The following is a 21,907-nucleotide window of genomic DNA, read 5'->3' on the forward strand; positions in this document are numbered from 1 at the left end:
ATCGTCCGAACGGGGGACCGAGCAATGACCGAGCACGCGTCCGAGCAGACGACCGAGCACACGACCGAGTACGACCGAGACGGAGCACAGGTGAGTACGGGCACGACAGTGGAGCCCGGAGATACCGCCGAGGCGGCCATCCCCGAGCTGGTGATCATCTCCGGAATGTCCGGGGCCGGCCGCAGTACGGCGGCCAAGTGCCTGGAGGACCTCGGCTGGTTCGTCGTCGACAACCTCCCGCCGGCTCTGATCCCCACCATGGTGGAGCTGGGCGCCCGCTCGCAGGGCAACGTGGCGCGCATCGCCGTCGTCGTCGACGTCCGAGGCCGCCAGTTCTTCGACGCCCTGCGCGAGTCCCTCGCCGACCTGGAGCACCGCGGGGTCACCCGGCGGATCGTCTTCCTGGAATCCTCCGACGACGCGCTGGTCCGCCGCTTCGAGTCGGTCCGCCGCCCGCACCCCCTCCAGGGCGAAGGCCGCATCGTCGACGGCATCGCCGCCGAGCGCGACCTCCTGCGCGAGCTGCGCGGTGACGCCGACCTGGTCATCGACACCTCCAGCCTGAACGTGCACGAGCTGCGGGCGAAGATGGACGCCCAGTTCGCGGGCGGGGAGGAGCCCGAGCTGCGGGCCACCGTCATGTCCTTCGGCTACAAGTACGGCCTCCCGGTCGACGCCGACCTCGTCGTCGACTGCCGCTTCATCCCGAACCCGCACTGGGTCCCCGAGTTGCGCCCCTTCACGGGCCTCAACCCGGAGGTGTCGGGTTACGTCTTCAGCCAGCCCGGCGCCAAGGAGTTCCTCGACCGCTACACGGAGCTGCTCCAGCTCATCGCCACCGGCTACCGCCGCGAGGGCAAGCGGTACGTGACCATCGCGGTCGGCTGCACCGGCGGCAAGCACCGCAGCGTGGCCATGTCCGAGAAGCTCGCTGCCCGCCTCGCCTCCGAGGGAGTCGAGACCGTCGTAGTCCACCGGGACATGGGGCGCGAGTGACCGGACGGACGTTGCGGCTGCGCCGCCTGCGTCGCCTCACCTCGGGACGGGGCGAGGACGGCGCGGGCCGCACGGGGCTGCGCCGCGGCGCAGCCCCCAAGGTGGTCGCACCCAAGGTCGTCGCCCTCGGCGGCGGCATGGGCCTGTCAGCCTCCCTGGCGGCCCTGCGCCGGATCACCGGCGAGCTCACGGCCGTGGTCACCGTCGCCGACGACGGCGGTTCCAGCGGCCGGCTGCGCGAGGAGCTCGGCGTGCTGCCGCCCGGTGACCTGCGCAAGGCGCTGGCCGCGCTGTGCGGGGACGACGAGTGGGGCCAGACCTGGTCCCGCGTCATCCAGCACCGCTTCCAGTCGGCCGGCGCCCTGCACGAGCACGCGGTCGGCAATCTGCTGATCGTCGCCCTGTGGGAACAGCTCGGTGACCCCGTCCAGGCCCTCGACCTGGTCGGCAGGCTGCTGGGCGCGCAGGGCCGGGTCCTGCCCATGTCGGCGGTGCCGCTGGAGCTCCAGGCCCTGGTGCGGGGCCACGACCCGGCCCGCCCGGGAGAGGTCGACACCGTCCGCGGGCAGGCCACGGTGGCCACCACCCCCGGCGAGGTGATCTCGGTACAGGTCGTACCGAGCGATCCGCCGGCCGTACCGGAGGCCGTCGCCGCGGTCCTGGACGCCGACTGGGTGGTACTCGGTCCGGGGTCCTGGTTCTCCTCGGTGATCCCGCACCTGCTGGTGCCGGAACTGCTCGACGCACTGGTGGAGACCAAAGCCCGGCGGGTGCTCTCGCTGAACCTCGCCCCGCAGCCCGGGGAAACCGAGGGCTTCTCTCCGCAGCGTCATTTGGAGGTTTTGGCCCGACACGCCCCTAAACTCGCCCTGGACGTGGTGCTGGCCGACGAGGCCGCCGTGCCCGACCGCGAGTCCCTCGCCGATGCCGCAAAACGGTTCGGTGCCGCGGTCGAGCTGGCGCCGGTGGCCAGGGAAGACGGCTCTCCGAAGCATGATCCGGAGCTGCTCGCCGCCGCGTACGACCGTATTTTTCGGATGCATGGAAGGATCGGCCCATGGCGATGACGCCAGCGGTGAAGGATGAGATCTCCCGGCTCCCCGTCACCCGGACCTGCTGCAGGAAGGCGGAGGTCTCGGCGATTCTTCGGTTCGCGGGCGGGCTGCACCTGGTGAGCGGGCGGATCGTCATCGAGGCGGAGCTGGACACGGGAATCGCTGCCCGGCGCCTGCGCAAGGACATCCTGGAGATCTTCGGCCATTCCTCGGACCTGGTGGTGATGGCTCCCGGCGGTCTGCGCCGCGGCAGCCGGTACGTGGTCCGGGTCGTGGCCGGGGGCGACCAGCTGGCGCGCCAGACGGGCCTCGTGGACGGCCGCGGCCGGCCCATCCGGGGTCTTCCTCCGCAGGTGGTCTCCGGGGCCACCTGCGACGCGGAGGCGGCCTGGCGCGGCGCCTTCCTGGCCCACGGCTCACTCACGGAGCCGGGCCGGTCCTCCTCCCTGGAGGTCACCTGCCCCGGTCCGGAGGCCGCCCTGGCCCTGGTGGGCGCCGCCCGTCGGCTCTCCATCGCCGCCAAGGCGCGCGAGGTGCGCGGCGTGGACCGGGTGGTGGTCCGTGACGGCGACGCCATCGGCGCCCTGCTGACCCGGCTCGGCGCCCACGAGTCGGTGCTGGCCTGGGAGGAGCGCCGGATGCGGCGCGAGGTCCGCGCCACCGCCAACCGCCTCGCCAATTTCGACGATGCCAACCTGCGCCGCTCGGCGCGGGCCGCCGTGGCCGCCGGAGCCCGTGTCCAGCGCGCCCTGGAGATCCTCGGGGAAGAGGTGCCCGAGCACCTCGCCGCGGCAGGCCGGCTGCGCATGGAGCACAAGCAGGCCTCCTTGGAGGAGCTGGGTGCGCTCGCCGACCCGCCGCTGACCAAGGACGCGGTCGCGGGCCGGATCCGCCGGCTGCTGGCCATGGCGGACAAGCGGGCCCAGGACCTGGGCATCCCGGGTACCGAGTCGAACCTCAGCGAGGAGATGGCCGACAACATGGTCGGCTAGCCGATCCGATCCGGCCGCACCTCGTACCCCTACGCCACCCAGGGGCCCGCACGTGACCCGTGCGGGCCCCTTTCGGCCACGCCCCATTGACATGGCCATGGACCGGTCGTGAGCCTGTCGTCCGAACGCTTTCGTGGCAGACGACGCCCAGGGGGGCACATGAGGCACCGCGCGAGATCGATCCTCGCCGCAAGCGCACTCGTCTTCGGAACCACACTGGCCGCCCTCCCGGCGGCGCACGCCCGGCCCGCGGCAGCCACCCCGTCCGGCGCCGACGAGGTACGGGTCTACGACGCGGACGTGACCAAGGAGCAGATCCCGCTCCTCCTCGCCGCCGGCCAGGACGCCCACGAGCTCACCGCACGCGCTCCGGAGAGCGGGACCGCCAAGGTCGAGCTGTTCCTGACCGGCGCCCAGGCCAAGGAGCTCGCCGCCCGGGGCGTGCGGCTCGCCGAGCACAAGGTGCCCGCGAGCGCGACCCGCTCCCAGGTCGCCGGCGACGGGGTGTTCCGCCCCTACAGCGGGAAGGGCGGTCTCCAGGAGGAGATCCTCAAGACCGCCCAGGCCAACCCCGCCCTCAGCAAGGTCGTCTCCATCGGCAAGACCGTGCAGGGCAAGGACATCCTCGCCCTGAAGGTCACCAAGAACGCCCGCAGGACCAAGGACGGCGCCAAGCCTTCCGTGCTCTACATGTCCAACCAGCACGCCCGTGAGTGGATCACGCCCGAGATGACCCGCCGGCTGATGCACCACACCCTCGACCAGTACGGGAAGGACCCGCGGATCACCAAGCTGGTGGACTCCACCGAGCTGTGGTTCCTGCTGTCCGCCAACCCGGACGGGTACGACTACACCCACGCCCCCGGCGGCGACCGGCTGTGGCGCAAGAACCTGCACGACAACAACGGCGACGGCAAGATCACCGTGGGCGACGGCGTGGACCTCAACCGGAACTTCGCCTACAAGTGGGGCTACGACAACGAGGGTTCCTCCCCGAACCAGTCGAGCGAGACATTCCGCGGCCCCAAGCCGTCCTCCGAGCCCGAGACCGTCGCCCTCGACGGGTTCGAGAAGCGCATCGGGTTCAGGTACGCCATCAACTACCACTCAGCCGCCGAGCTGCTGCTCTACGGCGTGGGCTGGCAGGTGGCCACCCCGACCCCGGACGACGTCGCCTACAAGGCGCTCGCCGGCACCCCGCAGAACCCGGCCGTCCCCGGCTACTACCCGCAGGTCTCCTCCGAGCTGTACACCACCAACGGCGAGGCCGACGGCCACGCCGCGAACGTCAACGGCGTCATGATGTTCACGCCGGAGATGACCACCTGCCAGACGGCCTCCGCGAGCGACCCGAACGACCGGTGGAAGCCCGAGGACTGCCAGTCCGGCTTCAACTTCCCGGACGACGAGAAGCTCATCCAGGCCGAGTTCGCGAAGAACGTCCCCTTCGCCCTCGCCGTCGCCGAGAGCGCCGCCCACCCGGACCAGCCGAAGTCCAGCGTGGGTCTGACCGCCGCGGACCTCACCCCGGACCCCTTCACCACCTCCTACGCGGCCAAGGGCGAGGACCAGACCGTCTCCGTCACCGCACGCAAGGCGCTGAAGGACAAGCAGCTCAAGTTCCGCATCAACGGCGGTCGCACGCACGACGACGGACTCAAGGCCTGGAAGGGCGGCGACGTCTACGGAGGCGAGGACAACAACTGGTTCGACGAATACCGGGCCGAGGTGGACGGCGCCGCGCCCGGCGACCGGGTAGAGGTCTGGTTCACCGGCCGCGACCGCTCGGGCAAGCAGGTCTCCAGCGAGCACTTCACGTACACGGTGGCCCAGCGACCGCGCGCCGCGGACGTCCTGGTGATCGCGGAGGAGGGCGCCAAGGCCCAGCACGCGCAGGAGTACGTCGACGCCCTGCGCGCCAACGGGAAGTCCGCCGCGGTCTGGGACGTGGCCACCCAGGGCGCCCCGCACCACCTCGGCGTGCTGTCCCACTTCCGTACGGCCGTGCACTACACCGGCGCCAAGACCCCCGGCGGCGACACCCAGCTGGCCGTGCGCGACTTCCTCAACGAGGGCGGCAAGCTGATCGAGGCCGGCGAGCTGGCGGGCGGCAACGCCCAGGTCGGCCGCGCCGTGACCAACGACTTCAGCCAGTACTGGCTCGGCGCCTACAACCGTACGAGTGCCGGCGGAGCCACCGCCTTCACCGGTACGGGTGGCCTCGCCGGAGCCAAGGGCGGTCTGGGCGATGCGACGGGCAACCCGCTCAACGCCCCCGGCTCCTACTCGGTGACCTCCGATTCCCTGCCGGCCGCGCAGTTCCCGCAGTTCAAGAGCGCGCAGGCCGGCCAGTACGTCGGGGTCGTCAACCCGTACGCCCCGTACGCCGGGACCGGGATGGCCGCGGCCATCCATGCGGACGACGACTGGAAGCGGCTGACCCGCACGATCGACCTGACCAAGGTCACCGCCGCCGACAAGCCGCAGTTGAAGATGGCCCTCAACTGGAACACCGAGGAGGGCTACGACCACGCGGTCCTGGAGGCCCACACGGTCGGTGCGGAGGACTGGACCACGCTGCCCGAGGCGGGCGGCCTGAGCAGCACCGCCGTACCGACGGAGTGCGAGGCCGGGTTCTTCGTCAACGGCCACCCCTTCCTGCGCCACTACCTCACCCTCGACAGCGCAGGTTGCGCCGCGAAGGGCACCAGCGGCTCGTGGAACAGCTTCACCGGCTCCTCCGAGGGTTGGAAGCAGGTCTCCTTCGACCTGAGCGGGTACGCGGGCAAGACGGTCGAGGTGTCCCTCTCGTCCCTCTCGGACGGGGGATCCGGCGGCCGGGGCGTGTTCGCGGACGAGGCGCGCGTCTCGATCGGCGGGACCGACCAGGCTTCGGAGGGGTTCGAGACATCGCTGGGTACCTGGACCGCTCAGGGCGCACCGGCCGGCAGCCCCGAGGTTCCGGGCGATTGGGCCCGGTCGGGAGAGCTGTTCAAGTCGTACGCCTCCGTCACTACGCGTGACACGGTGCTCCTCGGCTTCGGCCTCGAACACCTGCCTTCGGCGGCGGACCGAGCCGTACTCGTCGGTAAGGCGCTTCGTTCGCTTAGCCGCTGATCAACGGCCCTTCCGTCACTCACTCTGAGTGACGGGGGCCGAAGTCCCGAGGCTCCTTGTCGGCGCGTCCGGTGCGGGGCCTCGGGGTGTGTCAGGTCCCGGCCGATGTCACTCAGAAGCTCACGGAGAGGTAGGGTCGTAAGCGGTCGGGGACATCCCATACAGCTCGCCGGCGCACTTACCGGCGCACCAACGAGGAGATCGGTTCGTGACGATCCGCGTAGGCATCAACGGTTTTGGCCGAATTGGCCGCAACTACTTCCGGGCGCTCCTTGAGCAGGGAGCGGACATCGAGATCGTCGGTGTCAACGACCTGACTGACAACGCAACTCTGGTGCACCTGCTCAAGTACGACACCATTCTGGGCCGCCTCAAGGCCGAGGTCTCCCACACCGACGACACCATCACCGTCGGCGGCAACACCTTCAAGACGTTCGCCGAGCGCGACCCCGCGAACCTCCCCTGGGGTGAGCTGGGCGCCGACATCGTCATCGAGTCGACCGGCATCTTCACCAAGAAGGCCGACGCCGCGAAGCACATCGCCGCCGGTGCGAAGAAGGTCCTCATTTCGGCTCCGGCCAAGGACGAGGACATCACCATCGTGATGGGCGTCAACCAGGACAAGTACGACGCGGCCAACCACCACGTCATCTCCAACGCCTCCTGCACCACCAACTGCGTGGCGCCGATGGCCAAGGTCCTCGACGAGAACTTCGGCATCGTCAAGGGCATGATGACGACCGTCCACGCGTACACGAACGACCAGCGCATCCTGGACTTCCCGCACTCGGACCTGCGTCGCGCCCGCGCCGCCGCCGAGAACATCATCCCGACCTCCACCGGTGCCGCCAAGGCCACCGCGCTGGTCCTCCCGCAGCTCAAGGGCAAGCTGGACGGCATCGCCATGCGCGTCCCGGTCCCGACCGGCTCGGTCACCGACCTCGTCCTGGAACTCGACCGCGAGGTCACCAAGGACGAGATCAACGCGGCCTTCCAGAAGGCCGCCGAGGGTCAGCTCAAGGGCATCCTGGACTACACCGAGGACGCGATCGTGTCCTCGGACATCGTGAACTGGCCGGCCTCGTGCACCTTCGACTCTTCCCTGACCATGGTCCAGGGCAAGCAGGTCAAGGTCGTCGGCTGGTACGACAACGAGTGGGGCTACTCCAACCGTCTTGTCGACCTGACCGTCTTCGTCGGCGGCCAGCTCTAAGTCGTCAGTAGCAGGGCAAGGCACCACGATGTGAGCACAGGGTCCGGTCAGCGCGATGGAGCGCTGTACGGGCCCTGTTGCTTGCCTCGTCCTCACGCCCTGCACCGGCGGAAGTCGTGCATGGGATAAGGAGTAGAAACAGCATGAAGACGATCGACGAACTCCTCGCCGAGGGCGTCACCGGCAAGCGGGTCTTCGTCCGCGCCGACCTCAACGTGCCGCTCGCGGGCGACACCATCACCGACGACGGCCGCATCCGCGCCGTGCAGCCGACCATCGCGAAGCTCGCCGGAGCCGGCGCCCGCGTGGTCGTCGCCTCGCACCTGGGCCGCCCCAAGGGTGCTCCGGAGCCGGCCTTCTCGCTCGCCCCGGCCGCCAAGCGCCTCGGTGAACTGCTCGTTGCGGACGTCGCGTTCGCCACCGACACCGTCGGATCCTCCGCCAAGGAGACCGTCGCCGCCCTCGCCGACGGCCAGGTCGCCGTCATCGAGAACCTGCGCTTCAACGCCGGTGAGACCTCCAAGGACGACGCCGAGCGCGGCGCCTTCGCGGACCAACTCGCCGAGCTGGCCGACATCTACGTCGGCGACGGCTTCGGTGCCGTCCACCGCAAGCACGCCTCGGTCTTCGACCTCCCCGCGCGCCTCCCGCACGCGGCAGGCGACCTGATCGCCACCGAGGTCGGCGTCCTGAAGAAGCTGACCGCCGAGGTCAAGCGCCCGTACGTCGTCGTCCTCGGCGGCGCCAAGGTCTCCGACAAGCTCGCCGTCATCGACGAGCTGCTCGGCAAGGCCGACCGCCTCCTGATCGGCGGTGGCATGGCGTACACCTTCCTCTACGCCAAGGGCTACGAGGTCGGCATCTCCCTGCTCCAGAAGGACCAGGTGGACGTCGTCAAGGAGTACATGGCGCGCGCCGAGAAGAACGGTGTCGAGCTGGTCCTCCCCGTCGACATCCTGGCCTCCACGGACTTCCCCGACCTCAAGGGCAAGACCCCGGCCGAGTACGTCACCGTCGACGCGGACAAGATCCCCGCCGACAAGGAGGGTCTGGACATCGGTCCCAGGACCCGTGAGCTGTACGCCTCGAAGATCGCCGATGCCGAGACCGTCTTCTGGAACGGCCCCGTGGGCGTCTTCGAGCACCCCGACTACGCCGAAGGCACCCGCGCCATCGCGCAGGCCCTCGTCGACAGCAACGCGTTCACCGTGGTCGGCGGCGGCGACTCCGCCGCGGCCGTGCGGACGCTCGGCTTCGACGAGAACGCATTCGGCCACATTTCGACCGGCGGTGGCGCCTCCCTCGAATACCTCGAGGGCAAGACGCTCCCCGGCCTCGCCGCACTGGAGGTCTGACCCTCAATGACCACGCGTACCCCGCTCATGGCGGGCAACTGGAAGATGAACCTCAACCACCTTGAGGCCATCGCGCACGTCCAGAAGCTCGCCTTCGCGCTCGCAGACAAGGACTACGACGCCGTCGAGGTCGCGGTGCTCCCGCCCTTCGTCGACCTGCGCTCCGTCCAGACCCTGGTCGAGGGCGACAAGCTGAAGATCAAGTACGGCGCCCAGGACATCTCGGCGCACGACTCCGGCGCCTACACCGGCGAGATCTCCGGCTCCATGCTCTCCAAGCTGAAGTGCACGTTCGTGGCCGTCGGCCACAGCGAGCGCCGCCAGTACCACGGCGAGAGCGACGAGCTCTGCAACGCCAAGGTCAAGGCCGCCTACCGGCACGGGCTCACCCCGATCCTGTGCGTCGGCGAGGGCCTGGAGATCCGCAAGGCCGGTCAGCAGGTCCAGTACACGCTGAACCAGGTCGACGGCGGCCTCAATGACATCCCGGCCGAGCAGGTCGAGTCCATCGTGATCGCGTACGAGCCCGTTTGGGCGATCGGGACCGGCGAGGTCGCCACCCCCGAGGACGCGCAGGAGGTCTGCGGGGCGATCCGCGGTCGCCTCGCCGAGCTGTACTCCCAGGAGCTGGCCGACAAGGTCCGCATCCAGTACGGCGGCTCGGTCAAGTCCGGCAACATCGCCGCGATCATGGCCCAGCCCGACGTCGACGGCGCCCTGATCGGCGGCGCGGCGCTGGACGCGGACGAGTTCGTCAAGATCGTCCGGTTCCGGGACCAGTGACCTGCGTGATCGTCGCAGCGAGTATGCGGTAGGGCGGATCCGTCGTACCCTTGCGGGGGCCAGGAGGCTGAACCATCAGCCACTGGCCCCCGCGCACATCCAGCAGAGCCGGAAAGCCAGAAAGCCAGAAAGTAGGAATCAGCCGTGATTATGGGGTTCTCGATCGCCCTGATCGTCTTCAGCGCCCTGCTGATGCTGCTCGTGCTGATGCACAAGGGCAAGGGCGGCGGCCTTTCCGACATGTTCGGCGGCGGCATGCAGTCGTCCGTCGGCGGCTCCTCGGTCGCGGAGCGGAACCTGGACCGCATCACCGTCGTGGTGGGTCTGCTCTGGTTCGCGTGCATCATGGCGCTGGGCATCCTGATGAAGTAGTGCGACCGACGGTTCTGGCCATTCCGCCAGCCCGGTCGGCTCCGCCCCGCCTATCATGAGGACCGGCGTCCACGGCCTGGAGTGAGTAACTCCATGTGATGGACGCGCGTTGGCCTTACGTAGACTGGGGCGCCCGCGGCGGCTCACGCTTCGCGGCACCATCACGCAGGGAGTTACGACCGTGGCAAGTGGCAACGCGATCCGTGGTAGTCGGGTCGGAGCGGGGCCGATGGGTGAGGCCGAGCGCGGCGAGTCCGCGCCCCGCCTGCGCATCTCCTTCTGGTGCTCGAACGGGCACGAGACGCAGCCGAGCTTCGCCAGCGACGCGCAGGTGCCGGACACCTGGGACTGCCCGCGCTGCGGGTTCCCGGCCGGCCAGGACCGGGACAACCCGCCCGCGCCGCCGCGCACCGAGCCGTACAAGACGCACCTGGCGTACGTACGGGAGCGGCGCACGGACGCCGACGGCGAGGCGATCCTCGCCGAGGCCCTCGCCAAGCTCCGCGGCGAGATCTGAAACGCAGAAGTGACGGTGCGACACGGGGCCCGGCCCGCAGGAGACTTCTCCAGCGGGCCGGGCCCCTTCGCGTGCGCCCGCGCCGACGGCGTGTCCGGCACAGCCGCTTCCCATCCCTTAAGTTGGTGAGCGGCGGGGCACGACAGGATGGAAGAAACGGGTTGATGTCCGAGATGAACGCAGACGGCCGTACGAGGCTCAACCGGACGCCCGAGTGGCTGGCACTCGGCAAGCACCGGGAAGAGCTGGGGCAGACGCATCTGCGAGAGCTGTTCGCGGCGGATCCGAACCGGGGCACGAGCTACGCGCTGCAGGTCGGGGACCTGTACATCGACTACTCGAAGCACCTCGTGACCGACGAGACGCTGGAACTGCTGCGGGAGCTGGCCGCGGCGACCGGCGTGGCTGAGCTGCGCGAAGCGATGTTCCGCGGCGAGAAGATCAACACGACCGAGGGGCGGGCGGTCCTGCACACCGCCCTGCGCGCGGCCGACGACGCGGCTATCGAGGTGGACGGGGAGGACGTCGTCCCGGCGGTGCACGCCGTCCTCGACAAGATGGCCGCCTTCTGCGACCAGGTCCGGTCCGGGGCGTGGACCGGCTTCACCGGCGAGCGCATCACGAACGTGGTCAACATCGGCATCGGCGGCTCCGACCTGGGCCCGGCGATGGCGTACGAGGCGCTGCGCGCGTTCACCGACCGCGGGCTGACCGTGCGGTTCGTGTCCAACGTGGACGGCGCCGACCTGCACGAGGCCGTGCGGGACCTGGACCCGGCCCGGACGCTGTTCATCATCGCCTCCAAGACCTTCACGACGATCGAGACCATCACCAACGCCGAATCGGCGCGGGAATGGCTGCTGGCGGGTCTCGGCGGCGACCCGGCGGCCGTGGCCCGGCACTTCGTGGCGCTGTCGACCAACGCCGAGAAGGTCACCGGGTTCGGCATCGATCCGGCCAACATGTTCGAGTTCTGGGACTGGGTCGGCGGGCGCTACTCCTTCGACTCCGCGATCGGGCTCTCGCTGATGATGGCGATCGGGCCGGACGCCTTCCGGGAGATGCTGGGCGGCTTCCGGGAGATGGACCAGCACTTCCGCACGGCGCCGCCGGAGCAGAACGCCCCCCTGCTGATGGGCCTGTTGGGGATCTGGTACGGCGCGTTCTTCGACGCGCAGTCGCACGCGGTCCTGCCGTACAGCCACTACCTGTCCCGCTTCACCGCGTACCTCCAGCAGCTGGACATGGAGTCCAACGGCAAGTCCGTGGACCGCGACGGCAAGCCGGTGGACTGGCAGACCGGCCCGGTGGTGTGGGGCACGCCCGGCACCAACGGACAGCACGCGTACTACCAGTTGATCCACCAGGGGACGAAGGTGATCCCGGCGGACTTCATCGGCTTCGCCCGCCCGATCGGCGAACTGCCGCCGAAGCTCGCGGCACAGCACGACCTGCTCATGGCGAACTTCTTCGCACAGACGCAGGCGCTGGCCTTCGGCAAGACGGCGGACGAGGTCCGGGCCGAGGGTGCCCCGGAGACCCTGGTCCCGCACAAGACCTTCAAGGGGAACCACCCGACGACGACGATCCTGGCGCGGGAGCTGACCCCGGCGGTGCTGGGCCAGCTGATCGCACTGTACGAGCACAAGGTGTTCGTCCAGGGCGCGGTCTGGAACATCGACTCCTTCGACCAGTGGGGCGTCGAGCTCGGCAAGGTGCTGGCGAAGCGGGTGGAGCCGGCGCTGACGGAAGGCACCGACGTGCCGGGCCTGGACCCGTCGACGAAGTCCCTGGTCGCCACCTACCGCTCCCTGCGCGGCCGCTCCTGACGTAGTCCCCGACGCACGAAGGGCCCGCTCCACGGAGCGGGCCCTTCGTGCCTCGTACGGGTCAGGCGGACGCCGGGGGGTACAGCGAGTGCGGGAGCTTCGCCGCCGCCGCCCCGTCCAGCAGCCACAGCGTGCGCGAGCGGCCGTACGCCGCCGCCGCCGGGGCCTGGACTTCGCCGGCACCGCCGAGCGCGATCGCCACCGCGCCCGCCTTGTCCTCGCCCGCCGCGAGCAGCCAGACCTCCCGGGCCGCGCGAATGGCCGGCAGGGTCAGCGAGATGCGTGTCGGAGGCGGCTTCGGCGCCCCGTGGACACCGACCACCGTGCGTTCGGTCTCCCGGGCCGCCGGGTGTTCCGGGAACAGCGAGGCCACGTGCGTGTCCGGGCCCACGCCCAGCATCAGCACGTCGAAACGCGGCACCGGACCGTGGTCCTCCGGGCCGGCGGCCCGCCGCAGCTCCGCCGCGTAGGCCGCTGCCGCCGCGTCCACATCGGCCCCGTACGGGCCGTCCGAGGCCGGCATGACGTGCACCCGCGCCGGGTCCACCGGGACGGCGTCCAGGAGGGCCTGGCGGGCCTGGACGTGGTTGCGCTCGGGGTCGTCCGCCGGGACGTACCGCTCGTCGCCCCACCACAGGTCGAGCCGGGCCCAGTCGATGGCGTCCCGGGCCGGTGCGGCCGCCAGGGCCGCGAGCAGGCCGTTGCCGTTGCGGCCGCCCGTGAGCACCACCGAGGCGGTGCCGCGGGCGGCCTGCGCGTCCACGATCTTCGTGATGAGCCGGGCCGCCGCGGCCTGGGCCATCAGTTCCTTGTCCCGGTGGACGACGACCTGGGGAGTCGTCATACCCATGTTGTTGCCGCCTTCTTCGTCGAGAAATGGCTCGGCCGCCGGCCGGACCGCACCCCGGAAGGGGACGGGCCCGGCCGACGGCCGTCGTGCTTCACTGCTTGGCCGAGGCCTTCTTGGTCGGTGCCTTGGTCGGCGCCTTGGCCGCGGTCTTGGCGGCCTGCGCCGCCGGGTCGGCGGCAGCGGCCTGCGCGGGAGCCGTCGAGGCGTGCACCGACTCCAGCTTCGCCACGCCGAACTTCAGCGAGGCCGCGTAGGTGTTGTCCGGGTCGAGCCGGCGCAGCTCCTCCGCCAGCAGCTCGGCCGTGTCACGGCGCTTCAGCGCTACGGCACGGTCGGGCTGCCCCGGCATGCACAGCGTGGCGAGGGAACCGTCGGCCCGGTCCAGGACGATGTCGCCGTCCTTGGTCTCCAGCCGGACCGAGGTCAGACCGGGGCCCGCCGACGGGGTCCGCTTGACCGGCACCTGGAGGCGGTCCGCCAGCCACATGGCCAGCAGCTCGCAGCTCGGATTATCCTCCTCGCCCTCCACGACGGCCGAGGTGACCTTCAGGGCCTGCTGGTCCAGTGCGGCGGCCAGCATCGAGCGCCACGGGGTGATCCGGGTCCAGGACAGGTCCGTGTCGCCCGGCGCGTAGGCCGCAGCACGGTCCCCGAGTTCCCGCAGGGGGTCCTCGCAGGCGTACGTGTCCGTGATCCGGCGCTGTCCCAGCGCACCCAGCGGGTCGCCCGCCAGGTCCGACGGAGCACCGTCCGGCCACCAGACCACGACGGGCGCGTCGGGCAGCAGGAGCGGGAGAACCACCGACTGGGCGTGGTCGACCAGTTCACCGTGGAGGCGGAGCACCACCGTCTCGCCCGTGCCGGAGTCCGCCCCGACGCGGATTTCCGCGTCGAGACGGGCGTCGCGGCGGCTGCGCGGCGAGCGGCTGACCCGCTTGATGACGACGACGATCCGCGAAGGGTGTTCGTGGGACGCGTCGTTCGCCGACTTGAGCGCGTCGTACGCGTTCTCCTCGTCGGTCACGATCACCAGCGTGAGGACCATGCCGATGGCCGGCGTGCCGATGTCCCGGCGCGCCCGCACCAACGCGGCGTTGATCTTGCTGGAGGTGGTCTCCGTGAGGTCGATCTTCATGGCCGGCGCCAGCTCCGTCCGTCTCGTGCGAGCATCTCGTCCGCCTCGACCGGCCCCCAGGTTCCCGCCGGGTACTGCGCGGGCTTGCCGTGCTTGTCCCAGTACTCCTCGATCGGGTCGAGGATGTTCCAGGAGAGCTCGACCTCCTGGTGGCGCGGGAACAGGTTCGCGTCACCCAGCAGGACGTCGAGGATCAGCCGCTCGTACGCCTCGGGGCTCGACTCCGTGAAGGACTCGCCGTACGCGAAGTCCATCGTGACGTCCCGGACCTCCATGGAGGTGCCCGGAACCTTGGAGCCGAAGCGGACCGTCACGCCCTCGTCCGGCTGGACCCGGATGACCAGGGCGTTCTGCCCCAGTTCCTCGGTCGCGCCCGACTCGAACGGCAGGTACGGGGCCCGCTTGAAGACGACCGCGATCTCGGTCACCCGGCGGCCCAGGCGCTTGCCGGTCCGCAGGTAGAACGGGACGCCCGCCCAGCGGCGGTTGTTGATCTCCAGGCGGATGGCCGCGTACGTGTCGGTCTTCGACTTGGGGTCGATGCCGTCCTCCTCGAGGTACCCGACGACCTTCTCGCCGCCCTGCCACGCCGCCGAGTACTGGCCGCGCACCGTGTGCTTGCCCAGGTCCTCGGGGAGCTCGACGGCCGTGAGGACCTTGAGCTTCTCCGCGACCAGCGCCTTGGGGTGGAAGGAGCCGGGCTCCTCCATCGCGGTCAGCGCGAGCAGCTGGAGCAGGTGGTTCTGGATGACGTCGCGGGCCGCACCGATGCCGTCGTAGTAGCCGGCCCGGCCGCCGATGCCGATGTCCTCCGCCATGGTGATCTGCACGTGGTCCACGTACGACCGGTTCCAGATCGGCTCGAACATCGTGTTCGCGAAGCGGAGCGCCAGGATGTTCTGGACGGTCTCCTTGCCGAGGTAGTGGTCGATCCGGAAGACCTCGTCCCGGGGGAAGACCTCGTGGACGACCTTGTTGAGCTCCTCGGCGCTCTTCAGGTCGTGCCCGAAGGGCTTCTCGATGACGGCACGCCGCCAGGAGCCCTCCTTCTGCGCCAGCCCGTGGTCCTTGAGCTGCTGGACCACCTTCGGGAAGAACTTCGGAGGGACGGAGAGGTAGAAGGCGAAGTTGCCGCCCGTGCCCTGCGCCTTGTCCAGCTCCTCGATCGTCGCCTTCAGCGTCTCGAACGCCTCGTCGTCGTCGAAGTCGCCCTGCACGAAGCGGCAGCCCTGCACCAGCTGCTGCCAGACCTCCTCGCGGAACGGCGTACGGGAGTGCTCCTTGACGGCGTCGTGGACCTCCTGCGCGAAGTCCTCGTCCTGCCACTCGCGTCGGGCGAAACCGATCAGCGAGAAGCCCGGGGGTAGCAGGCCTCGGTTGGCCAGGTCGTAGACGGCAGGCATCAGCTTCTTGCGCGACAGGTCACCCGTAACGCCGAAAATGACCAGGCCGGACGGTCCCGCGATGCGCGGGAGCCGCCGGTCCTGTGCGTCACGAAGCGGGTTCGCTCCGTTTACAGACAAGGTGTTCAGGCCTCCGTGGGGGCGAGGCGCTCAAGCTCTGCCTCGGTCGACTTCAGCAGGTCGTTCCAGGACGCCTCGAACTTCTCGACGCCCTCGTCCTCAAGCAGCTGCACCACATCGTCGTACGAGATGCCCAGCTTCGCGACCGCATCGAGCTCGGCGCGCGCCTGCTCGTAGGTGCCGCGCACGGTGTCGCCCGTGATCTGGCCGTGGTCGGCGGAAGCCTCCAGCGTGGCCTCCGGCATCGTGTTCACCGTGTTCGGGGCGACCAGGTCGTCCACGTACAGCGTGTCCTTGTAGGCCGGGTCCTTGACGCCGGTCGAGGCCCACAGCGGACGCTGCTTGTTGGCGCCGACACGCTCCAGGGCGTTCCACCGGTCGGAGGAGAAGACCTCCTCGTAGGCCTCGTAGGCCAGACGGGCGTTGGCGAGGGCCGCCTTGCCCTTCAGGCTCTTCGCCTCGTCGGTGCCGAGCGCGTCCAGCCGCTTGTCGATCTCGCTGTCCACACGGGACACGAAGAAGGAGGCGACCGAGTGGATCTCGGAGAGGTCCAGGCCCGAGGCCTTGGCCTTCTCCAGGCCCGCCAGGTAGGCGTCCATGACCTCGCGGTAGCGCTCCAGCGAGAAGATCAGCGTGACGTTGACGCTGATGCCCTTGCCGATGACCTCGGTGATCGCCGGCAGACCGGCCTTGGTCGCCGGGATCTTGATCAGGGTGTTCGGGCGGTCCACCAGCCAGGCGAGCTGCTTGGCCTCGGCGACGGTCGCCGTGGTGTCGTGCGCCAGGCGCGGGTCGACCTCGATCGACACGCGGCCGTCCTGGCCGTCGGTGCGGTCGTAGACCGGGCGCAGGATGTCGGCGGCGTCACGGACGTCCGCCGTCGTGATCATGCGGATCGCCTCGTCGACGGTGACCTTGCGGGCGGCGAGGTCGGCGAGCTGCTGCTCGTAGCCGTCACCGCTGCTGATCGCCTTCTGGAAGATGGACGGGTTGGTGGTGACACCGACCACGTGCGACTGGTCGATGAGCTCGGCCAGGTTGCCGGACGTGATGCGCTTGCGGGACAGGTCGTCCAGCCAGATCGCCACACCCTCGTCGGAAAGGCGCTTGAGTGCGTCTGTCATGGGAATTGCATCTCCTACTGAGTCTTGTACCGGCGTCAGCGCGCTGCGGCTTCGAGGGATTCCTTGGCGGCGGCGGCCACGTGCTCGGGCGTGAAGCCGAACTCGCGGAACAGCACCTTCGCGTCGGCCGAGGCACCGAAGTGCTCCAGCGACACGATCCGGCCGGCGTCGCCGACGTAGCGGTGCCAGGTCAGGCCGACGCCGGCCTCGACCGCGACGCGCGCCTTGACCGACGGCGGCAGGACGCTGTCCTTGTACGCCTGGTCCTGCTCCTCGAACCACTCGACGGACGGCATCGACACGACCCGGGTGGGGATGCCCTCGGCCTGGAGCTGCTCGCGGGCCTCGACGGCCAGGTGCACCTCGGAGCCGGTGCCGATGAGGACGACCTGCGCGTCGCCGCCGTCGGCGTCGAACAACACGTAGCCGCCCTTGGCCGCGTTCTCGTTGCGCTCGTACGTCGGCACGCCCTGGCGGGTCAGCGCCAGTCCGTGCGGGGCGCCCTTGCCGAACACCTTGGTGTGGCGCTTGAGGATCTCGCGCCAGGCGATGGCGGTCTCGTTCGCGTCGGCCGGGCGGACCACGTTCAGGCCCGGGATGGCGCGCAGCGAGGCGATGTGCTCGACCGGCTGGTGGGTGGGACCGTCCTCGCCCAGACCGATGGAGTCGTGGGTCCACACGTACGTCACCGGCACGTGCATCAGCGCGGACAGGCGCACGGCGTTGCGCATGTAGTCGGAGAACACGAGGAAGGTGCCGCCGTAGACACGGGTGTGGCCGTGCAGCGCGATGCCGTTCATGGCCGCGGCCATGGCGTGCTCACGGATGCCGAAGTGGATGGTGCGGCCGTACGGGTCGGCCTCCGGCAGCGGGTTGCCCTTCGGCAGGAAGGACGAGTGCTTGTCGATCGTGGTGTTGTTGGAGCCGGCCAGGTCGGCCGAACCGCCCCACAGCTCCGGGATGATCGCGCCGAGCGCCTCCAGGACCTTGCCGGAGGCCGCGCGGGTGGCGACGCCCTTGCCGGCCTCGAAGACGGGAAGCTCGTCCTCCCAGCCCGCGGGCAGTTCGTTGGCGTTGATGCGGTCGAACTCGGCGGCACGCTCCGGGTTGGCGGTGCGCCAGGCGGAGAAGTCCTTCTCCCAGGCGGCCTTGGCCTCGCGTCCGCGGTCCAGCGCCTTGCGGGTGTGCGCGATGACCTCGTCGGACACCTCGAAGGTCTGCTCCGGGTCGAAGCCGAGGACGCGCTTGGTGGCGGCCACCTCGTCGTCACCGAGGGCCGAGCCGTGCGAGGCCTCGGTGCCCTGGGCGTGCGGGGCCGGCCAGGCGATGATCGAGCGCATCGCGATGAAGGAGGGGCGCCCGGTCTCGGCCTTGGCGGCGGCCAGGGCCTCGAACAGGCCCTTCGGGTCGAGGTCGCCGTTCGGCTGCTGCGCGACGCGCTGGACGTGCCAGCCGTACGCCTCGTACCGCTTGATGGTGTCTTCGGAGACGGCCGTCTCCGTGTCGCCCTCAATGGAGATGTGGTTGTCGTCCCACAGCAGCACCAGGTTGCCGAGCTTCTGGTGGCCCGCGAGGGAGGAGGCCTCGGCGGAGATGCCCTCCTGGAGGCAGCCGTCACCGGCGATCGCGTAGATCATGTGGTCGAACGGGGAGGTGCCCGGGGCGGCCTCCGGGTCGAACAGGCCGCGCTCGTAGCGGGCGGCCATGGCCATGCCCACCGCGTTGGCGACACCCTGGCCCAGCGGGCCGGTGGTGGTCTCGACGCCGGCCGTGTGCCCGTACTCGGGGTGGCCGGGGGTCTTGGAGCCCCAGGTGCGGAATGCCTTGAGGTCGTCCAGCTCCAGGCCGAAGCCGGCCAGGTAGAGCTGGGTGTACAGCGTCAGGGACGAGTGCCCCGCGGAAAGCACGAAACGGTCGCGGCCGACCCACTCGGGGTCGGCCGGGTCGTGCCGCATCACCTTCTGGAAAAGGGTGTAGGCGGCAGGGGCCAGGCTCATCGCCGTGCCGGGGTGGCCGTTCCCAACCTTCTGGACCGCGTCGGCGGCCAGGATGCGGGCGGTGTCGACGGCCCGCTGGTCCAGATCGGTCCAGTCGAGCTCTGTGGTCGTCGGCTTGGTGCTCACCGTGGGTCAGGGCTCCTCTCCACATGTTTGTTCCCGGTGACGTACGGTGCACCGGCGCGATTCTGAGCCTACCCCCGTGGCGGCGTGCAGCTATTCGAGTGCCCGCAGTCCGTCACAACGTCGCCGGTCTGATCGGACCAACACGAGGCGACCCCCGCGCAGGGCGACGTAGGCACAACGTCTAGAGTGGCGTGGTACGTGCAAGCCTTTATCGGACCTTCATGTCCGGAGCTTGCTGGATTCTCTGTCAGGGGTGTGCGTGACGGCCGTCGAATCCCGTCCAGCGGGGGTGCTCGGGACGAGCCCCGGTCACCGGCCGTTCGGGGCCCGGGTCATGGCTTTCGTGGCTTTGACCAAGCCGCGAATCATCGAACTTCTGCTGATCACCACAGTGCCGGTGATGTTCCTCGCGGAGCAGGGCGTGCCGCAGCTGTGGCTGGTCCTCGCGACCTGCTTCGGTGGTTACTTGTCCGCGGGCGGTGCCAACGCACTGAACATGTACATCGATCGCGACATCGACGCGTTGATGGACCGGACCTCACAGCGGCCGCTGGTGACCGGCATGGTCAGCCCGCGCGAGTGCCTGGCCTTCGGGATCACGCTCGCCGTCGTCTCCACCCTGTTCTTCGGGCTGCTGATCAACTGGCTGTCGGCCGCGCTCGCGCTCGGTGCGCTCCTCTTCTATGTCGTCGTCTACACGATGCTGCTGAAGCGCCGCACCGCGCAGAACATCGTCTGGGGCGGCATCGCGGGCTGCATGCCGGTGCTCATCGGCTGGTCCGCCGTCAAGAACGAGGTCTCCTGGGCCGCCGTCATCCTCTTCCTCGTCATCTTCTTCTGGACGCCGCCGCACTACTGGCCGCTCTCCATGAAGGTGAAGGAGGACTACGCGCGCGTCGGCGTGCCGATGCTGCCGGTCGTCGCGGGCAACAAGGCGGTGGCGCGCCAGATCGTCCTCTACAGCTGGGTGATGGTGGCCGTCTCGCTGCTGCTCACCCCGCTGGGGTACACGGGCTGGTTCTACACCGCGGTCGCGCTGGCGGCGGGCGGGTGGTGGCTGTGGGAGGCGCACGCGCTGCACGCGCGGGCCAAGGCGGGCGTGACGGGCACGAAGCTCAAGGAGATGCGCCTGTTCCACTGGTCCATCACCTATGTGTCGCTCCTCTTCGTCGCCGTGGCCGTGGATCCCTTCCTCCGCTGATTACTCGCCGGTAGCATGCTGTTCATGGCAGACACCACCGCGGACACCGCAGACAAGAAGCAGGACCGGACGGCCGCGAAGCTGGCCAAGCAGATCGGCGCGTTCGCCAAGCAGCACGGCGGCGCCGAGGGCCAGCTCGCGCACATCGGCCAGGCCGGCACCCGCATCGTGCTCGTCGGCACGGACGGCGGCTGGGGAGACTTGGTCGCCCCGACCTACGCGGTGGCCGAGCTGGCTGCCGAGAGGGCCGGCCTGACCCTCCACGAGGAGTTCGACGGCGAGTTCGCCGCCCGCGTGAAGACGGGCCCGTACGAGTGGACGCGGATGGCCGGCATCCAGCTCGGCGGGGCGGCGAACCCGGCGGCCTGAGCCCCGCCGCTCCCGGGACGGTCCGCTCCGGGGACCCCCAGGTGGGCGCTCGGTCAACAGCGCGAGGAACACCTCACACCCCGCTCACCCGTTAGGACGTGTGGAAGCCCCTTCCTCACGTCCGCAACGGGATGCCCGGATGATCGAAACGCCGCCCCTGGTGGACCAGTACTGCCACGGGGTCCTCCGTACGGAGCTGGGCCTCGGCACCTTCGAGGCACAGCTGATCCGCTCGGCCGGCCCGCCGGCCGCGGGAACCACCTTCTTCGACACCCAGACCGGCTTCGCCGTGCGCCGCTGGTGCCCACCGCTGCTGGGACTGGAGCCGCACTGCGCCCCCGCCCGGTACCTGGCCCGACGGCGCGAGCTGGGCGTGGTCGAATCCGGGCGCCGACTGCTGCGCGGCTCCGGCGTCGCCGCCTACCTGGTCGACACGGGGGCGCCCGGGGACCTCACCGGGCCCAAGGAACTGGCGCTCTCGGGGGACGCCGACGCCTTCGAGGTCGTACGGCTGGAGTTGCTGGCCGAACAGGTCGCGGACACCTCGGGGACGGTGCCCGCCTTCCTCGCCAACCTCGCCGAGGCCGTCCACCACGCCGCCGTCGCGGCCGTGGCCTTCACCTGTGGCGCCGACGCGGGGTACGCCGCCGTCCTCGAACGCGCCCCCGAACCGCCCGGCCCGGGCGAGGTCCGCGGGGCAGCCGGGCGGTGGCTGGACCAGCGCTCCAAGGGCGGGTCCGTACGGGACCCCGTGCTCCTGCGACACCTGCTGTGGAGCGCGGTGGCGACCGGGCTGCCGCTGCAATTGCATACGGGCGTCGGGGTGGGGGAGCCGGGGCAGCGGCCGGGCCGGGCCGATCCGATGCTGCTGACGGAGTTCGTACGGGCCACTGCGGGGCTGAGTACCCGGCTGGTGCTGCTCGGCGGGTACCCGCACCACCGGCAGGCCGCCCAGCTGGCAGCCGCGTTCCCGCACGTACACGCCGATCTCGGCGCGGCCCTCGGGCAGAGCGGCGCGCGGGCCGCGGCAGTGCTGGCCGAGGTGCTGGAGCTCGCTCCCTTCGGCAAGCTGCTGTTCTCCAGCGGCGGGCGGCAGCTGCCCGAACTGCACGCGGTGGGCGCCCTGGTGTTCAGGGAGGCACTGGGCCGGGTGCTGGGCGGCTGGGTCGCCGAGGGGGCCTGGTCCTGGCGGGACGCCGAACGGGTCGCGGCGATGATCGCGGCGGGCAACGCCCGCCGCGTCTACCGGCTGGACGGGCACGGGTGAGCCGCTCCGGGAGGACGCCGAGCCGCCCCGGACGCCCGCGCCGGCTTCGAAAGCCCCTGCCGGTGCGGGCGGATCGGGTGGCTCGG

18 protein-coding genes are annotated in these 21,907 nt (G+C 70.2%); 13 read left to right on the forward strand and 5 right to left on the reverse strand.

Annotation, left to right across the window (positions count from 1 at the left end; all coding sequences use genetic code 11):
• Positions 1-24: 24 nt before the first annotated feature.
• From rapZ to pgi, 10 genes are all read left to right on the forward strand, one after another.
• A complete protein-coding gene (gene rapZ / locus ABZZ20_RS27105; protein ID WP_356873928.1) occupies positions 25-996 on the forward strand; it encodes an RNase adapter RapZ in 972 nt (323 codons plus the stop codon).
• Entirely contained in the window at positions 993-2,063 is a 1,071-nt protein-coding gene (gene yvcK, locus ABZZ20_RS27110) for a uridine diphosphate-N-acetylglucosamine-binding protein YvcK (protein WP_356873929.1), read from the forward strand. Before rapZ ends, yvcK begins: the two co-directional genes overlap by 4 nt.
• Complete coding sequence (gene whiA / locus ABZZ20_RS27115; RefSeq protein WP_356873931.1) at positions 2,054-3,043, forward strand: DNA-binding protein WhiA; 990 nt, start codon at positions 2,054-2,056, stop codon at positions 3,041-3,043. Before yvcK ends, whiA begins: the two co-directional genes overlap by 10 nt.
• Before the next feature lie 159 nt (positions 3,044-3,202).
• Positions 3,203-6,160 (forward strand): M14 family zinc carboxypeptidase, encoded by a 2,958-nt coding sequence (locus ABZZ20_RS27120; protein ID WP_356873933.1) that lies wholly within the window; start codon positions 3,203-3,205, stop codon positions 6,158-6,160.
• Between the two features lie 208 nt (positions 6,161-6,368).
• Entirely contained in the window at positions 6,369-7,373 is a 1,005-nt protein-coding gene (gene gap / locus ABZZ20_RS27125) for a type I glyceraldehyde-3-phosphate dehydrogenase (RefSeq protein WP_356873935.1), read from the forward strand.
• Positions 7,374-7,516: 143 nt separating this feature from the next.
• The gene (locus tag ABZZ20_RS27130) at positions 7,517-8,728 is read left to right on the forward strand and encodes a phosphoglycerate kinase (protein WP_356873937.1); all 1,212 of its coding nucleotides are present in this window, start codon (positions 7,517-7,519) and stop codon (positions 8,726-8,728) included.
• Positions 8,729-8,734: 6 nt separating this feature from the next.
• A complete protein-coding gene (tpiA, locus tag ABZZ20_RS27135) occupies positions 8,735-9,511 on the forward strand; it encodes a triose-phosphate isomerase (RefSeq protein ID WP_356873939.1) in 777 nt (258 codons plus the stop codon).
• A gap of 150 nt (positions 9,512-9,661) precedes the next feature.
• Complete coding sequence (gene secG / locus ABZZ20_RS27140) at positions 9,662-9,883, forward strand: preprotein translocase subunit SecG (protein ID WP_054222744.1); 222 nt, start codon at positions 9,662-9,664, stop codon at positions 9,881-9,883.
• A gap of 181 nt (positions 9,884-10,064) precedes the next feature.
• On the forward strand, positions 10,065-10,400 hold the full coding sequence (locus ABZZ20_RS27145) for an RNA polymerase-binding protein RbpA (RefSeq protein WP_007263454.1): 336 nt from the start codon (positions 10,065-10,067) through the stop codon (positions 10,398-10,400).
• Between the two features lie 173 nt (positions 10,401-10,573).
• Entirely contained in the window at positions 10,574-12,229 is a 1,656-nt protein-coding gene (pgi, locus tag ABZZ20_RS27150; RefSeq protein WP_356874091.1) for a glucose-6-phosphate isomerase, read from the forward strand.
• 61 nt (positions 12,230-12,290) lie between these two features.
• Here pgi and pgl read toward each other — a convergent pair whose 3' ends face one another.
• From pgl to tkt, 5 genes are all read right to left on the reverse strand, one after another.
• Positions 12,291-13,073: a 6-phosphogluconolactonase gene (pgl, locus tag ABZZ20_RS27155; RefSeq protein WP_356873941.1), complete on the reverse strand. Its 783-nt coding sequence runs from the start codon at positions 13,071-13,073 to the stop codon at positions 12,291-12,293.
• A gap of 97 nt (positions 13,074-13,170) precedes the next feature.
• On the reverse strand, positions 13,171-14,214 hold the full coding sequence (opcA, locus tag ABZZ20_RS27160) for a glucose-6-phosphate dehydrogenase assembly protein OpcA (RefSeq protein ID WP_356873943.1): 1,044 nt from the start codon (positions 14,212-14,214) through the stop codon (positions 13,171-13,173).
• Entirely contained in the window at positions 14,211-15,737 is a 1,527-nt protein-coding gene (zwf, locus tag ABZZ20_RS27165) for a glucose-6-phosphate dehydrogenase (protein ID WP_356873945.1), read from the reverse strand. Before zwf ends, opcA begins: the two co-directional genes overlap by 4 nt.
• Before the next feature lie 5 nt (positions 15,738-15,742).
• The gene (tal, locus tag ABZZ20_RS27170) at positions 15,743-16,861 is read right to left on the reverse strand and encodes a transaldolase (protein WP_356873947.1); all 1,119 of its coding nucleotides are present in this window, start codon (positions 16,859-16,861) and stop codon (positions 15,743-15,745) included.
• Positions 16,862-16,896: 35 nt separating this feature from the next.
• Positions 16,897-18,984 carry a transketolase gene (gene tkt / locus ABZZ20_RS27175; RefSeq protein WP_356873949.1) on the reverse strand — a complete coding sequence of 696 codons (2,088 nt, stop codon included), beginning with the start codon at positions 18,982-18,984 and terminating at the stop codon, positions 16,897-16,899.
• A gap of 253 nt (positions 18,985-19,237) precedes the next feature.
• Between tkt and ABZZ20_RS27180 the strand changes: the two genes are divergently transcribed.
• From ABZZ20_RS27180 to ABZZ20_RS27190, 3 genes are all read left to right on the forward strand, one after another.
• Positions 19,238-20,185: a heme o synthase gene (locus ABZZ20_RS27180; RefSeq protein ID WP_356874093.1), complete on the forward strand. Its 948-nt coding sequence runs from the start codon at positions 19,238-19,240 to the stop codon at positions 20,183-20,185.
• 24 nt (positions 20,186-20,209) lie between these two features.
• The gene (locus ABZZ20_RS27185; protein ID WP_356873951.1) at positions 20,210-20,554 is read left to right on the forward strand and encodes a hypothetical protein; all 345 of its coding nucleotides are present in this window, start codon (positions 20,210-20,212) and stop codon (positions 20,552-20,554) included.
• 139 nt (positions 20,555-20,693) lie between these two features.
• Complete coding sequence (locus ABZZ20_RS27190; RefSeq protein ID WP_356873953.1) at positions 20,694-21,821, forward strand: amidohydrolase family protein; 1,128 nt, start codon at positions 20,694-20,696, stop codon at positions 21,819-21,821.
• Positions 21,822-21,907: the final 86 nt, after the last annotated feature.

Origin of the sequence: Streptomyces sp. NPDC006430 (assembly GCF_040612395.1) — a bacterium.
Taxonomy (GTDB): domain Bacteria; phylum Actinomycetota; class Actinomycetes; order Streptomycetales; family Streptomycetaceae; genus Streptomyces.

What these genes read in the sequence shown, in the direction of transcription:
- whiA (WP_356873931.1), top strand. Translation starts at nt 2,054, where the DNA reads ATGGCGATGACGCCAGCGGTGAAGGATGAGATCTCCCGGCTCCCCGTC.
- tal (WP_356873947.1), bottom strand. Translation starts at nt 16,861, where the DNA reads ATGACAGACGCACTCAAGCGCCTTTCCGACGAGGGTGTGGCGATCTGG.
- ABZZ20_RS27190 (WP_356873953.1), top strand. Translation starts at nt 20,694, where the DNA reads ATGATCGAAACGCCGCCCCTGGTGGACCAGTACTGCCACGGGGTCCTC.
- secG (WP_054222744.1), top strand. Translation starts at nt 9,662, where the DNA reads ATGGGGTTCTCGATCGCCCTGATCGTCTTCAGCGCCCTGCTGATGCTG.
- opcA (WP_356873943.1), bottom strand. Translation starts at nt 14,214, where the DNA reads ATGAAGATCGACCTCACGGAGACCACCTCCAGCAAGATCAACGCCGCG.
- pgi (WP_356874091.1), top strand. Translation starts at nt 10,574, where the DNA reads ATGAACGCAGACGGCCGTACGAGGCTCAACCGGACGCCCGAGTGGCTG.
- ABZZ20_RS27130 (WP_356873937.1), top strand. Translation starts at nt 7,517, where the DNA reads ATGAAGACGATCGACGAACTCCTCGCCGAGGGCGTCACCGGCAAGCGG.
- tpiA (WP_356873939.1), top strand. Translation starts at nt 8,735, where the DNA reads ATGACCACGCGTACCCCGCTCATGGCGGGCAACTGGAAGATGAACCTC.
- rapZ (WP_356873928.1), top strand. Translation starts at nt 25, where the DNA reads ATGACCGAGCACGCGTCCGAGCAGACGACCGAGCACACGACCGAGTAC.
- ABZZ20_RS27185 (WP_356873951.1), top strand. Translation starts at nt 20,210, where the DNA reads ATGGCAGACACCACCGCGGACACCGCAGACAAGAAGCAGGACCGGACG.
- ABZZ20_RS27120 (WP_356873933.1), top strand. Translation starts at nt 3,203, where the DNA reads ATGAGGCACCGCGCGAGATCGATCCTCGCCGCAAGCGCACTCGTCTTC.
- pgl (WP_356873941.1), bottom strand. Translation starts at nt 13,073, where the DNA reads ATGACGACTCCCCAGGTCGTCGTCCACCGGGACAAGGAACTGATGGCC.